The sequence below is a fragment of the Microbacterium sp. TWP3-1-2b2 genome (assembly GCF_049896145.1).
GTDB lineage: Bacteria > Actinomycetota > Actinomycetes > Actinomycetales > Microbacteriaceae > Microbacterium.
On record NZ_JAFCTS010000001.1, the window covers coordinates 648,638 to 663,401 of the forward strand.

Here is a 14,764-nt window from a genome sequence, read left to right on the forward strand (position 1 = left end):
CTCACTCTCCGGTCTCGGGCGGACCCAGCTTCTCCCAGCCCTCGGTGATCACTCGACCGTACAGGACGTCGGGATCCAGACGGCGCAACTCCTCGGCCAGGCACTCACGGAGGGTGCGGCGAGGCAGATGCAGGTCGTGCTCGGGCTGACCGGGCTGTGTGAGTACCGCGTCGCCGGGGACGGGTCGCTCCAGCAGGATGTCGCCGCTCGGGCGGGTGAGACGGACGGACTTGATGCCCTCGTCCCATTCTTCGCGCTTCTCGTACGCCCAGCGGACCGGAACCTCGAGGGCGAGCTGAAGCCAAGCGGCGAGCAGCGCTGTGGACGGCGAGGATGCCGCGCCGCGAACCTCGACAGCCGCCACCTCTTCGAACGGCGGCTGGTCGAGGACTGCGGCGAGCTGCTCACGCCAGTGCGTGAGACGCGTCCACGCCAGGTCGGTGTCGCCGGGGGCATGGGAGCGCCCCAGCGACTCGATCTGCGCGCGAACGTCGGTAGCAGTGGCGGCGTCGGTGATGCGACGTTGAGCGATGCGTCCGAGCGGTGTCTCGGACGGCTCCTCCGGAGCGTCATCCGGCCACCAGGCCACGACTGGAGCGTCCGGCAGCAGAAGGCCGGTGAGCAGGCTCTCCTGATTGCTCGCCGCATCGCCGAGCGCGCGAAGCACGACGACTTCGCTCGCCCCGGCGTCGCCGCCTACTCGGATCTGGGCGTCCAGACGGGCGTCGCCCTCACGTACGGTGAGGACGATCACGCGCATCGGATGCTCGCGGGATGCGTCGTTCGCCGCCTCGATGGCCTCCTCCACGACGCTCTCACGCGCAGAGATGACCAATGTCAGCACGCGACCGAGGGCGACGGCGCCGCCCTCTTCGCGCATCTTGACCAGGTGCTTGGCGACCTGGCTCACGGTCGTGTCAGGAAGGTCGATGATCACGGTCGTCTCCAGACTCGTCCGTCGCGGGCCAACAGGGCGTCAGCAGACTCCGGGCCCCATGAGCCGGGGGAGTACTGCTCCACCGGCGTGTCCTGAGATGCCCAATACTTCTCGACGGGGTCGAGGATCTTCCAGGACAACTCCACCTCTTCGTGACGGGGGAACAGCGGCGGGTCTCCGAGGAGAACATCCAGGATGAGCCGCTCGTATGCCTCCGGGCTGGCCTCGGTGAAGGCGTGACCGTATCCGAAGTCCATGGTCACGTCGCGGACGTTGCTGCCGGCACCGGGGACCTTGGATCCGAACCGGATCGTGACGCCTTCGTCAGGCTGCACCCGGATGACGAGCGCATTCTGACCGAGCTCTGCCGTGTTCGTGCGGCCGAACAGGTGCTGCGGTGCGCGCTTGAACACCACGGCGATCTCGGTGACACGACGCCCGAGGCGTTTGCCGGTGCGCAGGTAGAACGGCACATCCGCCCAACGTCGCGTGTTGATGTCGAGCTTGATCGCTGCGTACGTCTCCGTCGACGACTCGGGGCTCATCCCGTCCTCGTCAAGGAATCCGGTGACCTGCTCGCCACCCTGCCACCCGCCGGAATACTGGCCGCGAGCGGTCGCCATGGAGAGATCGTCAGGAAGGGTCACCGCAGCGAGCACCTTCTCCTTCTCGGCACGCAGGTGCTCTGCGCTGAGACTGATCGGCTCCTCCATGGCGGTGAGCGCGAGGAGTTGCAACAGGTGGTTCTGGATGACGTCACGCGCGGCGCCGACGCCGTCGTAGTACCCGGCACGACCGCCGACTCCGATGTCTTCAGCCATCGTGATCTGCACGTGGTCGACGTAGTTGCGGTTCCAGATCGGCTCGTAGAGCTCGTTCGCGAAGCGCAGCGCGAGGATGTTCTGGACCGTCTCCTTGCCGAGGTAGTGGTCGATGCGGAAGATCGCATCCGCCGGGAATGCGACTTCGAGCGCCTCGTTCAGGTCGCGGGCGGACTCGAGGTCGTGACCGAACGGCTTCTCGATGACGACGCGTCGCCACCGCTCGTCGCCGTCGTCGTCGCCGACCAACCCGGAGTCCTTCAACTGCTTCGTGACGACAGGGAACGACTTCGGCGGAATCGACAGGTAATACGCGTGGTTGCCCATCGTGCCGCGTTCGACGTCGAGCTTCTCCACGGTCTGGCGCAGCTTGGCGAACGACTCGGGATTGTCGAACTCGCCCGACACGAAGCGGATGCCCTGCAGCAGCTGCTGCCAGGTCTCCTCACGGAACTCGGTGCGCGCGTGCTGCTTCACCGCGTCGTAGACGACTTCGGCGAAATCCTGGTCCTCCCAGTCGCGGCGAGCGAAGCCGACGAGGGCGAAACCGGGTGGCAGCAGCCCCCGGTTCGCCAGGTCGTACACCGCTGGCATGAGCTTCTTACGCGACAGGTCACCTGTCACACCGAAGATCACCAGCGCGCTGGGACCTGCGATGCGATTGAGGCGACGGTCGTCTGGGTCGCGCAGCGGATTCTGGCCGCGTGATACGGGAACGGTCATCGGCGGGGGATTCTCCTACGGGCTACTTCTGGGCGGCTTCGAACAGGGCGAGTACGTCGGCCGAGTCTTCTGTGATCGTCAGGGAGACGACGGGGCGACCGTGTTCGGCGAGCACACCGGCGTCGCCGGCAGCCTGCGCCTGGATGAGCTGTCCGAAGGTGAAGGGACGCTCGGGGATCTCCAGATCGACGTCTGTGCGTTCCAGGATCTGCAGGAACACGCCTTGAGCTGGACCGCCCTTGTGGTACTGACCGGTCGAGTGCAGGAAGCGTGGGCCCCAGCCGAACGTGGTCGGGCGACCGGAATCAGCGGCGACCAGCTCGCGCAGGCCCTGCAACTGCGGCAGCTCGAGGCGGTTGACATACGCCTGGATCGAGACATAACCGTCTTCGGGCAGCTGCGCCCACAGCGCGTCCAGCACGGCCTCGATGTTCCCCGACGCGGCAAGTGCCGGATCGGACACGCGGACCTCGATACCGCTTTCCACGAACGCCGGCGCGGTCGGCTCAGGACGAGCGTCCAGAAGTCCACGGGTCGCGACCTTCGCCGATTCGACGTCGGGCTGGTTGAACGGATCGATGCCGAGCAGATAGCCGGCGATCGCTGTGGCGTACTCCCACACGATCAGGTTCGCGCCGAGCGACCCGCTCACGAGGACTTCGCCCTGGTGGCGCTCGTGCAGGTGGAACTCGTTCGCGTCGTCGACCAGTCGCACGATCTGCAGGTCAGCGGGGACGTCGTCCAGCTCGGGCGAGACCGGAAGCAGGACGACAGGCAGGATGCCGGTGCCGTCCTTGCCGGTGGATTCGGCGATGAGCTGCTCGATCCAGTCCGGCAGTCCGTTGATGTGCGTGCCGTCGGTGATCAGGCCCAGCTTGTCGCGTCGCGGTCTCGTGCCGGCGATGGCAGCGCCGAGGCGCAGTGCCGGGTTGTCGGCCGCATCGACGGCGACCTGCAGCAGCGTCGCCTCGGCCTCGTCGAGCAGCTCGGAGATGTCGGCTCCGGCAAGCCCGGACGGCACCAGACCGAAGGCGGTGAGTGCGGAGTAGCGCCCGCCGACGTTCGGGTCGGCGTTGAACACACGGTAGCCCGCCTCGCGGGCGGATGCGTCCAGCGGCGAGCCGGGGTCGGTGACGACCACGATCCGGTCCACAGGGTCGATGCCGATGTCGCGGAACGCGGCCTCGAAGGTACGACGCTGAGAGTCGGTCTCGACGGTGGAGCCCGACTTCGACGAGACGACAAGCACTGTCTGCTCGAGATCCACATCCAACGCGGCCAGCACCTGGCCGGGGGCCGTCGAATCGAGGATGGTGAGTGCCACACCGGCGGTCTGCGTTATGACCTCAGGTGCGAGCGATGATCCGCCCATTCCGGCGAGGACCACACGGCTCACCCCCTTGGCGTGCAGCTCATCGCGGAGCGCGACGATCTGCGGAACCAGAGGACGCGACACCGATACGGCCTCGATCCACCCGAGGCGCTTGGCTGCCTCTTCCTCAGCGGCCGCTCCCCAGAGGGACGAGTCGAATCCGGTGATGCGGGAGGCGATGAGATCGCCGACCAACTGGGGGACGACCTCGTCGATCGCCGTCTTCGCGGCGCCCGTGGCGTGGATCGAGAAGGTCATCGCTGCGCCTCGAGCCCCTCGGCCACCTGCGTCAGCAGGTCGTGCCAGGAGTCGATGAACTTCGCGACGCCCTCATCTTCGAGCACCTGGGTGACGTCGTCGAAGTCGACGCCGACCTTCGCGAGGCCGGCGAAGACCTCGCGGGCCTCCTCGTAGCCACCGGTGATCGTGTCGCCCGTGATGACGCCGTGGTCGAACGTCGCCTCCAGCGTCTTCTCGGGCATCGTGTTGACGACGCCCTTCGCGACGAGCTCCGTGACGTACAACGTGTCGGGGAGGGCCGGGTCCTTGACGCCCGTCGAGGCCCAGAGCGGACGCTGCAGGTTGGCGCCGGCATCCAGAAGCGCCTTCGCACGGTCGCCTGCGAAGGTCTGCTCGAACAGTTCGTAGGCGAGACGCGCGTTGGCGAGACCGGCCTTGCTCTTGAGCGCGAGTGCCTCGTCGGTTCCGATGGCGACCAGGCGCTTGTCCGTCTCGGTGTCGACGCGAGAGACGAAGAAGGATGCGACCGACTCGATCGTCGACAGGTCGATGCCGGCGGCCTTGGCCGTCTCGAGGCCCGTGAGGTACGCGTCGATGACCTCGGCGTAGCGCTCGAGGCTGAAGATCAGTGTGACGTTGACGCTGATGCCCGCTCCGATCGCCTGCGCGATCGCCGGAAGTCCGGCCTTGGTCGCCGGGATCTTCACGAGCAGGTTGGGGCGATCGACCTTCGCCCACAGCTCCTTCGCCTGCGCGACGGTGCCTTCGGTGTCGTGTGCGAGGTCGGGGGAGACCTCGATCGACACGCGGCCGTCGACATGGCCCGACGTGTCCCATACGCTGCGGAACACGTCGAGTGCAGCGGCGACGTCCTGTGTGGTGGCCGCGAAGACGGCCTCCTCAGCGGTGGCACCGGAAGCTGCGAGCTCGGTGACCTGAGCGTCGTACGAGGTGTCGTTCTTGTCGGTGATCGCGTTCGCGAAGATCGTCGGGTTCGTGGTGACGCCCACGACGTTGCGCGACTCGATCAGCTCAGCGAGGTTGCCGGAGTTGATGCGAGTGCGGGAGAGGTCATCCAGCCAGATGCTGACGCCTGCGGCTGCGAGGTCTGCGGTGGGGGTGCTCATGCGTTCTCCTTGACAGTTGCGCGTGCCGCCTCGACGACGGCCTCGGCGGTGATGCCGAACTCCTGGAACAGGGTCTTGTAGTCGGCGGATGCGCCGAAGTGATCGATGGCCACCGAGCGACCCTTGTCACCGACGATGCCGCGCCAGGTGAGCGCGGAGCCCGCCTCGACGGAGACCCGAGCGGTGACAGCCGCCGGCAGAACCGATTCACGGTACTCGGCATCCTGCTCGTCGAACCACTCCAGCGACGGAGCGGAGACGACGCGGGCGTTGACACCTTCCGCAGCCAGCGTCTCGCGGGCGGCGACAGCGAGCTGCACTTCCGAACCCGTCGCGATGAGGATGACATCCGGTGTGCCGTTCGGCGCTTCGGCGAGCACGTATGCGCCCTTGGTCGCGTCGGCGGCGGAGGCGAAGGTGTCGCCGGATGCTGCGCCGTCTCCGCGTGCGAACACGGGGATGTTCTGGCGAGTCAGTGCGATACCTGCCGGTCCTGCGTGGCGGCGGAGAAGCTCGAGCCAGACGACGGAGGTCTCGTTCGCGTCAGCCGGGCGCACCACCGTGAAGTTCGGAATGGCGCGCAGCGTCGCGAGCTGCTCGATCGGTTGGTGGGTCGGGCCGTCCTCGCCCAGCGCGACGGAGTCGTGCGTCCAGACGAAGATGCTGGGGATGTTCATCAGCGCGGCGAGACGGACCGACGGACGCATGTAGTCGCTGAAGATCAGGAACGTTCCGCCGAAGGCACGTGTCGGACCGTGCAGCACGATGCCGTTGATGATCGCACCCATGGCGTGCTCGCGGATGCCGAAGTGCAGCACCCGTCCGTACGGTGAGCCGGACCACTCGTCGGTCGACCACTCGGCCGGGATGAACGACTTCGCGCCCTTGATGGTGGTGAGGTTCGACTCTGCGAGGTCGGCTGACCCGCCCCACAGTTCCGGCAGCTCGGCTGCGAGAGCGTTGATGACCTGACCGGATGCAGCGCGGGTGGAGACTTCTTTACCCGCTTCGAAGGCGGGAAGCGCGGCCTCGATGCCGGCGGGCAGATTCTTCGCCTCGAGCCGGTCGAGCAGCGCCTTGCGCTCAGGGTTCGCGGCGGCCCATGCGTCGAAGGACTCCTGCCACGCGGCGCGCTCCTCGGCAGCACGGTCAGCGAGAGCGCGGGTATGCGCGATCACGTCGTCGGCGACGACGAACGACTGCTCCGGATCGAAGTCCAGCACCTTCTTCGTCGCGGCCAGTTCGTCGGCGCCGAGCGCCGAACCGTGGATCTTGCCACTGTTCTGCTTGCCGGGCGAGGGCCAGCCGATGATCGTCTTCAGGACGATGAGCGACGGCTTGTCGGTCTCAGCCTTCGCGGCCTCGACCGCCGCGAAGAGCTCAGCGACGTCTTCGACGTACTCGCCGGTCTTCTTCCAGTCGATCGTCTGCACGTGCCAGCCGTACGCCTCGTAACGCGCGGCGACGTCCTCGGTGAAGGCGACGTTCGTGTCGTCTTCGATCGAGATCTGGTTGGAGTCGTAGAACGCGATGAGGTTGCCCAGCTGCTGGTGACCGGCGAGCGAACCCGCCTCGCTGGTGATGCCCTCCTGCAGGTCACCGTCACCGGCGATCACGTACACGAAGTGATCGAACGGGCTCGTGCCCTCAGAGGCGTCCGGATCGAACAGTCCGCGCTCGTAGCGCGATGCATAGGCGAAGCCGACGGCGGAGGCGAGGCCCTGGCCGAGCGGACCTGTCGTGATCTCCACGCCCTTGGTGTGGCCGTACTCCGGGTGACCCGGCGTCTTCGAACCCCACGTGCGCAGCGACTTGAGGTCGTCGAGCTCGAGTCCGAAACCGCCAAGGTAGAGCTGGACGTACTGCGTCAGGGAGGAGTGGCCTGCGGAGAGGATGAAGCGGTCGCGGCCGAGCCAGTCGGTGTCGGCCGGGTCGTGGCGCAGAACGCGCTGGTAGAGGAGGTAGGCGAGAGGCGCGAGGCTCATCGCCGTGCCCGGGTGACCGTTGCCGACCTTCTCGACGGCATCAGCCGCCAGAATCCGTGCGGTGTCCACCGCGCGCCGGTCAATCTCTTCCCACTGCAATTCCGACAAGGTCATGCCCTTTCCAACGGTTACGAGGGCGCCCGAATTCCCTGCGCCTCCGCATCGTCACGGTCAGGAGCACAGCGCCGGGCGCGCGAGTGGTTTCAGCATAGCGGGGCATGACCGACGGTGACACGAGTCTTACGTCGTGAGTCACTCTCTCCGCTTGGCCTAGAATGAGAGGGTTGGCGGAGTGTGCGCTGGGAGGCGATCGATATCTCGACTATGTCCGAGGCGACGGCGGTGAAACGGCCGATCGGCCAGACGATCAAGGCGTACGTCTCACTCACCAAGCCCCGAGTGCTCGAGCTTCTGCTCGTCTCCACTGTGCCGGTCATGTTCCTCGCCGAAGGCGGGATGCCGAACCTCTGGCTCGTTCTCGCGACCGTGATCGGCGGCTCGATGAGTGCCGGATCTGCAGCGTCGTTCAACATGTACCTCGACAGGGACATGGATGCGCACATGCATCGCACCGAGAAGCGACCGCTCGTCACCGGTGAGATCTCGCCACGAGCCGCACTGATCTTCTCCTGGACTCTCGCCGTGGCATCCACCGTCTGGCTGCTGGCGACCACGAACTGGCTGACCGCGACCCTGTCGGTCGCTGCGATCTTCTTCTACGTCGTGATCTACACGATGATCCTCAAGCGCCGCACCGAGCAGAACATCATCTGGGGTGGAATCGCCGGCTGCTTCCCCGTCGTGATCGGCTGGTCGGCAGTCACCGGCGACGTCGCCTGGCCGGCCATCGTTCTGTTCGCATTGGTGTTCCTGTGGACGCCTGCCCACTACTGGCCGCTGTCGATGAAGTATCGCGATGACTACGAGGGTGCGGACGTTCCGATGCTGGGCGTCACCCGCAATGCATCCCAGGTCGGCCTTCAGGTCATTCTCTATGCGTGGGCGACCCTCGCATGCTCGCTGCTGCTGATTCCGGTCGCCGGCATGGGTCTCGTGTACTCCGTGTCAGCCGTGGTGTTCGGCGGCTGGTTCGTCTACGAGTCGCACCGACTGTATTCGCAGGCGGTGCGTGGAACGAACCCGCGTCCGATGCGGGTGTTCCACGCCTCCATCACCTACCTGACGCTGATATTCGTGGCCGTGGCGGTCGACCCGCTGCTGCCGTTCTGATCTTCTTCTTCGACTGCCTCATCGGCGGCCGGCTCGGTTGCGTCGCTCACTGAGGTCGTCTGAGTCTCGGCGGCGTCTTCCGTGTCCTTCGACCAGTCGATCGGCTCCGCGACCGCGGGGGCGGCGACGGGAATGAGCGACTTGGCCGCGGCGAGTGCGAGCGTGAGAAGGACGCCGATCACGCCTGCGCCGAGGAGGACTGCCCCCACGACGATCCACGGCTGGCCCACGTACACCTCGACACCTGTCGCCGTTCCATCGAGCAGGCGAGCGGTCATGACGGCGGTGTTGTCCGAGATGATCCAGCCACCCACTGCGGCGGATGCGAGGGACAGGACGAGCAGGAGCCAGTACGAGATGCTGCGTGTGAGTGATTTCTTCATGTCCACGAGCCTCACGGACGCGATGATGCGCGCGCTGTGCAGGGCTTATGCGCGACCTGTGCAGACCCGGTCCGATCGCCGGTGCCGCGCGTCATGGCGCGACACTGATCTCTCAGAACGACACGGACTTCGTAGAGATTCTCCGCGTTTCTGCGCGATCCGTGTCGTCGTGCGAATCCGCCGCAGGCGCCGAGGGGCCCCCTCAGAACGCGAGGTCGTCGAGACTCGAGACCGAGGGGATCGCACGATTCCGATGAGCGCCGGCGCGATCGACGAGCACGGCGCGCATACCGAAGTCGATCGCCCCCTGATAGTCGGTGGAGAGCGAGTCCCCGATCATGAGGGAATCGACCTCCGAGTATCCCAGCTCGCGCGTCGCCGCGATGAACGCCGTGGCGTGCGGCTTTCCGAAAGGGATATCCGACGAGCAGACGAGAGCGTCGATCTCGCCGCTCAGCTCGAACCTGTCGAGTTTTCTGAGCTGCTGAGTACGATCGCCGTTGGTGAGGATGACCACCGGACGACCGGCAGCCCTCGCCCTCCGCATCGCGGGAACCGCATCGGGGAAGATCTTCCATCCGGATTCGTAGCGATCGAGGTACCCGCGAAACGTCCTGGATGCCTCGTCATCGGCCAGGCTGCGACCCAGGAGCTCTCGTACGCGCTCTCGCCGCTGATCTTCGAAGGAGATCTCCCTGGCCTGATAACGGGCGAAGTGCCTGCTGGATATCCGAGACCATGTGCGTGCGACGTCGGCATCCGCGATTCCGAGTTCGGACGCCCAGTCGATGACCGCAGCATCGGCCGCTGACGACTGATCGAGCAATGTCTCGTCGAGGTCGAAGACGACCGCGCACGGCGTCCTCACCGCAGTCATGCGACAGGACGCTTCAGATTCAGTACCACCACCGTGTATGCGGCGGCCGAGAGCGAGGCGAGCACCATGTGGATGCCGACCAACAGTTCAGGCAGTCCTTCCCTGGCCTGCCAGATGCCGACGCCCACCTGCACCAGGATCACGAGCACCAGCACCAGGAGCCAACGACGAGGAGCGAGACGCTGCACCCACGCGATGACCGTCAGCGCGGCGACCAGCGCGGCGAGCACGTACCCCGGCCACGAGTGCACGTGCGCGAGGATCGTGGCGTCGAAACCGTCGCGAACGACGTTCGCGTCTCCGGAGTGCGGTCCCGATCCGGTGGTGAGCACGCCGAAGAAGATGGTCACGGCCAAGGCGAGTCCGGTGACGTGGGAGAGCATCGCGAACCATCGTGGGACCACGCGCTCCCGCGGAGCGTCGGGCTCGTACATCCGAACCAGGTACGCAGCGGTGACGCACACCAGCACCAGTGACGATGCGTAATGGAAGCCCACGATGTAGGGGTTCAATCCGGTGAGCACGGTGATGCCACCGACGAACGCCTGCGCGACCACTCCGATGAGCACGATCCACGCGAGCAGCGTCAGATCACGTCGATGCGTGGTGATCCGCATCGAATGCGCAGCACCGATCACGGTGGCCAGCAGCAGCCCGAGCGAGAAGAACGGAAACGCGGGAACCCCGGCCAACCACGCGATGCCGTAGCAGGCGACGCCCGCGCCGATGCCAGCGAGTGCGAACCACAGCGCGGCATTGAGGGATCGTCGCCCGCCGACCGCCTTCAGCGTGAGCAGCAGCACGGCGATGGCGATTATGCCGACCACGCCCGTCATCGTCCGATTGCCGAATTCGATGATGCCGTGAATGCCCTGCTCCGGCGTCGGCACGAGCGACTCGGGGGTGCACAGCGGCCATTCCGAGCATCCGAGCCCGGAGCCGGTGAGGCGCACGGCGCCGCCGGTTCCGATGATGATCACCTCGGCGATGAACGACAACCATGCCAGCACGCGAAGCGGACGCCCGAACGTGGAGGGACGGCGGGGCCCGTGACCCTCGTATGGCGAAGTGACGGCGGGCGCTGCAGTGTCGGGCATGTGTCCTCCGGCCCGCGCCCCAGCGTACGGGCGCGGCCCGTTTACCAGGGGGAACCTGTAGAATCGGATTGTTGCGATGCCCGCGGAAAGCGCGAGGTGCATCACCAACAGCTTAGGCGCGAAGAATGCGTCCGTGATGAGGCCCACCAGCGGCACCAACACCCGTCAACTCGAACGGGCAATGTGGTGTCGGGGCGGATGACACCGTTGAGGCCTGACAAGGAGAGTGTGATGTCGGATGTGTTGATCGACCGCCCAGAACTCGATGGTCTGGGGGTGTACGAGTTCGGCTGGCACGATGAGGACGCCGCAGGCGCCATCGCCAAACGCGGCCTCTCCGAGGACGTGGTGCGCGGCATCTCTGCGCTCAAGAACGAACCCGAATGGATGCTGAAGACCCGCATGAAGGGTCTGTCCCTGTTCGGGCGCAAGCCGATGCCGACCTGGGGTGCAGACCTCAGTGACATCGACTTCGACAACATCAAGTACTTCGTGCGCTCCACTGAGAAGCAGGCGCAGTCGTGGGAAGACCTTCCCGTCGAGATCCGCGAGACATATGAGCGCCTCGGCATTCCGGAGGCCGAGCGTCAGCGCCTCGTGGCAGGCGTGGCCGCGCAGTACGAGTCCGAGGTGGTGTACCACCAGATCCGTGAGGATCTGGAAGCACAGGGCGTCATCTTCATGGACACCGACACCGCACTTCGCGAGCACCCGGAGTTCTTCGAAGAGTATTTCGGAACGGTCATCCCCGCCGGCGACAACAAGTTCGCCGCCCTCAACACGGCCGTCTGGTCTGGCGGATCCTTCGTCTACGTCCCCAAGGGCGTGCACGTCGAGATCCCGCTGCAGGCGTACTTCCGTATCAACACGGAGAACATGGGCCAGTTCGAGCGGACGCTGATCATCGCCGACGAGGACAGCTACATCCACTACATCGAGGGCTGCACTGCTCCGATCTACAAGTCGGACTCGCTGCACTCGGCCGTCGTCGAGATCATCGTGAAGAAGAACGCTCGCGTTCGCTACACGACGATCCAGAACTGGTCGAACAACGTCTACAACCTCGTCACCAAGCGTGCGGTGGCTCATGAGGGCGCAACCATGGAGTGGGTCGACGGCAACATCGGCTCCAAGGTGACGATGAAGTACCCGTCGATCTACCTGATGGGCGAGCACGCCAAGGGCGAGACGCTCTCGGTCGCATTCGCCGGACCCGGCCAGCACCAGGACGCCGGCGCGAAGATGATCCACATGGCGCCGTACACGCAGTCGTCGATCGTTTCCAAGTCGATCGCCCGCGGCGGTGGTCGTGCCGGGTACCGCGGCGAGGTCCGAGTCGACGCCAACGCGCACCACTCCGCGAACACGGTGCGCTGCGACGCGCTGCTGGTAGACACCAAGTCGCGCTCGGACACGTATCCGGCGATCGACATACGTGTCGACGACGTGCAGCTCGGCCACGAGGCCACGGTCTCGAAGGTCAGCGAAGAGCAGCTGTTCTACCTGCAGTCCCGCGGGATGCCGGAGGACGAGGCGATGGCGATGATCGTGCGCGGCTTCATCGAGCCGATCGCACGCGAGCTGCCGATGGAATACGCCATGGAACTGAACAAGCTCATCGAGATGGGCATGGAAGGATCGGTCGGCTAAATGGCGGCCTCGACGACAGCGCCCAGCGAGGCGCAGCACACGAACGCGCCCCAGGCGGGCGCCCACATCGACCCGGCCGCGCAGGTGGCTGCCGCGGGATTCGTTCCCGTGCAGACCCGCTCGGCACGCCCGCGCTCATTCGAGCCGAGCGACTTCGGCACACCGAACGGGCGAGAGGTGAACTGGAAGCACACTCCGGTCGACCGCCTGGCAGGCCTGTTCGCAGTCGCCGCGACGAATGACGGCGTCGACCACGAGATCACGAGCGGTGAGCAGTACATCGCGAAGCCGCTCGCTGTCGGCACCGCGCCGCGGGGAGAGCACTTCGAGCCGGAGGACGTCGTCTCGGCCGTCGCCTGGCAAGGCTCCACCGAGGCCCTCCACGTGCGCATCCCACGTGATGAAGAGGTCGCAGAGCCGATCCTCGTCACGATCACCGGCAGGGGCGCAGACGCGCGCGCCGATGCTCACATCGTGATCGAGGCGCTGGAGCACAGCTCGGCCACGGTGATCCTCCGCCACCGAGGTTCGGCCCAGTACGCGCAGAACGTCGAGATCATCGCTCGTGCAGGATCGCGGTTGACGGTCGTGTCCGTGCAGCGATGGGAAGACGACGCCGTGCACGCCTCGTCGCACCAGGCCCGTGTCGACAACGACGCCGTGCTCAAGCACTTCGTCATCAGCTTCGGCGGTGGACTCGTCCGGGTGAATCCGAATGTCGAACTCTCGGGCAACGGCTCAGAGGGCTATCTCTACGGACTCTCGTACGCCGACGCCGGCCAGCACCTGGAGAGCCAGGTCTACCTGCACCACAAGGGCGCGCACACGAAGGGCGACGTGCTCTACAAGGGCGCGCTGCAGGGCGAGAGCGCGCACAGCGTCTGGATCGGCGACGTGCTGATCGGCGCCGAGGCCACCGGCACCGACTCGTACGAGGCGAACCGCAACCTGGTGCTCACCGAAGGTGCCCGCGCAGACTCGATCCCGAACCTGGAGATCGAGACCGGTGACATCCTCGGCGCCGGCCATGCCAGCGCGACGGGCCGTTTCGACGACGAGCAGCTTTTCTACCTTCAGGCTCGTGGCATCACGGAGGAAGAGGCGCGCCGGTTGGTCGTGCTCGGCTTCCTCACCGACGTCGTCCAGCGGCTCGGCATCCCCGCCCTCGAAGAGGAACTGCTCGCTGCCATCGAGGTCGAACTCGCGGCGGTGAGCGCATGAGCGCCCATCGCGCGTGCGGCCTGAGCGAGCTCGAGCAGGACACCCCGCTGCGGGTGGAGCTCGACGGCGTGCCGATGGCCGTGGTGCTCGATTCGGCCGGTGAGGTGCACGCCATCGGCGACACCTGCACCCACGGCGAGATCTCTCTCTCCGAAGGTTTCGTCGAGGGCGACACGTTGGAATGCTGGGCTCATGGCTCCGCATTCTCGCTGCGCACCGGCATCCCCCAGAATCTCCCCGCATATGAGCCCGTGCCGGTCTACGTCGTCGAGATCGACGGCGACGACGTGCTCATCGATCCGACTGTAACTAAGGAAGTCTGAATGTCTGTTCTCGAGATCCGCGACCTGCACGTCACGGTCGACACCGAGGCCGGGACGACCCCGATCCTCAACGGCATCACCCTGACGATGAACACGGGTGAGACGCACGCCATCATGGGCCCGAACGGCTCAGGCAAGTCCACCCTGGCGTACACGATCGCCGGTCACCCCAAGTACACCGTCACCAGCGGTTCGATCACGTTCGACGGGGCAGACGTCCTCACGATGACCGTCGACGAGCGCGCACGCGCCGGTCTGTTCCTCGCCATGCAGTACCCGGTGGAGATCCCCGGGGTCACGGTGACGAACTTCCTGCGCACCGCGAAGACCGCGCTCGACGGTGAAGCGCCGTCGATCCGCTCGTGGACCAAGGACGTCAAGGGCGCGATGACGAACCTGCGCATGGACCCGAAGTTCGCGCAGCGCAACGTCAACGAGGGCTTCTCCGGTGGGGAGAAGAAGCGCCACGAGATCCTCCAGCTCGAGGTGCTCAAGCCGAAGTTCGCGATCCTCGACGAGACCGACTCCGGTCTGGACGTCGATGCGCTGAAGATCGTCTCCGAAGGCGTCAACCGCGCCAAGGAGAACACCGGACTCGGCGTGCTGCTGATCACGCACTACACCCGCATCCTCCGATACATCCGTCCCGACTTCGTGCACGTCATCGTCGCCGGGAAGATCGTGGAAGAGGGCGGCCCTGAGCTCGCCGACCGGCTCGAGGACGAGGGATACGACCGTTTCCTCGACCCCGCAGCCCCCATAGAGGCGTAGGCTGATC

Annotated in this window: 13 protein-coding genes; 5 read left to right on the forward strand and 8 right to left on the reverse strand. The window is 66.0% G+C overall.

The features are described 5' to 3' along the window. Position 1: 1 nt before the first annotated feature. Genes ACP7AR_RS03260 through tkt form a run of 5 tightly spaced genes read right to left on the reverse strand, consistent with a single transcriptional unit; the run spans position 2 to position 7,319 of the window. A complete protein-coding gene (locus tag ACP7AR_RS03260) occupies positions 2 to 937 on the reverse strand; it encodes a glucose-6-phosphate dehydrogenase assembly protein OpcA (RefSeq protein ID WP_426182693.1) in 936 nt (311 codons plus the stop codon). Next, positions 934 to 2,481: a glucose-6-phosphate dehydrogenase gene (gene zwf / locus ACP7AR_RS03265; RefSeq protein ID WP_426182695.1), complete on the reverse strand. Its 1,548-nt coding sequence runs from the start codon at positions 2,479 to 2,481 to the stop codon at positions 934 to 936. Before zwf ends, ACP7AR_RS03260 begins: the two co-directional genes overlap by 4 nt. Before the next feature lie 22 nt (positions 2,482 to 2,503). Further along, complete coding sequence (locus ACP7AR_RS03270; RefSeq protein ID WP_426182697.1) at positions 2,504 to 4,111, reverse strand: glucose-6-phosphate isomerase; 1,608 nt, start codon at positions 4,109 to 4,111, stop codon at positions 2,504 to 2,506. Then, positions 4,108 to 5,220 carry a transaldolase gene (gene tal, locus ACP7AR_RS03275; protein ID WP_426182700.1) on the reverse strand — a complete coding sequence of 371 codons (1,113 nt, stop codon included), beginning with the start codon at positions 5,218 to 5,220 and terminating at the stop codon, positions 4,108 to 4,110. The genes ACP7AR_RS03270 and tal overlap by 4 nt, the downstream gene beginning before the upstream one ends. After that, positions 5,217 to 7,319: a transketolase gene (gene tkt, locus ACP7AR_RS03280; RefSeq protein ID WP_426182703.1), complete on the reverse strand. Its 2,103-nt coding sequence runs from the start codon at positions 7,317 to 7,319 to the stop codon at positions 5,217 to 5,219. Before tkt ends, tal begins: the two co-directional genes overlap by 4 nt. A 210-nt stretch (positions 7,320 to 7,529) precedes the next feature. Here tkt and ACP7AR_RS03285 point away from each other — a divergent pair, with 210 nt between their 5' ends. After that, complete coding sequence (locus tag ACP7AR_RS03285) at positions 7,530 to 8,435, forward strand: heme o synthase (RefSeq protein WP_426182706.1); 906 nt, start codon at positions 7,530 to 7,532, stop codon at positions 8,433 to 8,435. Here the strand turns inward: ACP7AR_RS03285 and ACP7AR_RS03290 are convergent. From ACP7AR_RS03290 to ACP7AR_RS03300, 3 genes are all read right to left on the reverse strand, one after another. After that, positions 8,381 to 8,818, reverse strand: a complete 438-nt coding sequence (locus tag ACP7AR_RS03290; RefSeq protein WP_426182709.1) for a hypothetical protein — start codon at positions 8,816 to 8,818, stop codon at positions 8,381 to 8,383. The genes ACP7AR_RS03285 and ACP7AR_RS03290 overlap by 55 nt on opposite strands. 202 nt (positions 8,819 to 9,020) lie before the next feature. Then, entirely contained in the window at positions 9,021 to 9,695 is a 675-nt protein-coding gene (locus ACP7AR_RS03295; RefSeq protein ID WP_426182712.1) for an HAD family hydrolase, read from the reverse strand. Then, a complete protein-coding gene (locus ACP7AR_RS03300) occupies positions 9,692 to 10,792 on the reverse strand; it encodes a COX15/CtaA family protein (RefSeq protein ID WP_426182715.1) in 1,101 nt (366 codons plus the stop codon). Before ACP7AR_RS03300 ends, ACP7AR_RS03295 begins: the two co-directional genes overlap by 4 nt. Before the next feature lie 231 nt (positions 10,793 to 11,023). Between ACP7AR_RS03300 and sufB the strand changes: the two genes are divergently transcribed. From sufB to sufC, 4 genes are read left to right on the forward strand one after another with little or no spacing between them, the layout of a single operon-like run. Then, positions 11,024 to 12,442 (forward strand): Fe-S cluster assembly protein SufB, encoded by a 1,419-nt coding sequence (sufB, locus tag ACP7AR_RS03305; protein WP_426182718.1) that lies wholly within the window; start codon positions 11,024 to 11,026, stop codon positions 12,440 to 12,442. Further along, complete coding sequence (sufD, locus tag ACP7AR_RS03310) at positions 12,443 to 13,663, forward strand: Fe-S cluster assembly protein SufD (protein ID WP_426182721.1); 1,221 nt, start codon at positions 12,443 to 12,445, stop codon at positions 13,661 to 13,663. Next, positions 13,660 to 13,986, forward strand: coding sequence for a non-heme iron oxygenase ferredoxin subunit (locus ACP7AR_RS03315; protein WP_426182723.1), 327 nt, complete (start codon positions 13,660 to 13,662; stop codon positions 13,984 to 13,986). Before sufD ends, ACP7AR_RS03315 begins: the two co-directional genes overlap by 4 nt. Then, positions 13,987 to 14,757 carry a Fe-S cluster assembly ATPase SufC gene (gene sufC, locus ACP7AR_RS03320; protein ID WP_426182726.1) on the forward strand — a complete coding sequence of 257 codons (771 nt, stop codon included), beginning with the start codon at positions 13,987 to 13,989 and terminating at the stop codon, positions 14,755 to 14,757. Positions 14,758 to 14,764: the final 7 nt, after the last annotated feature.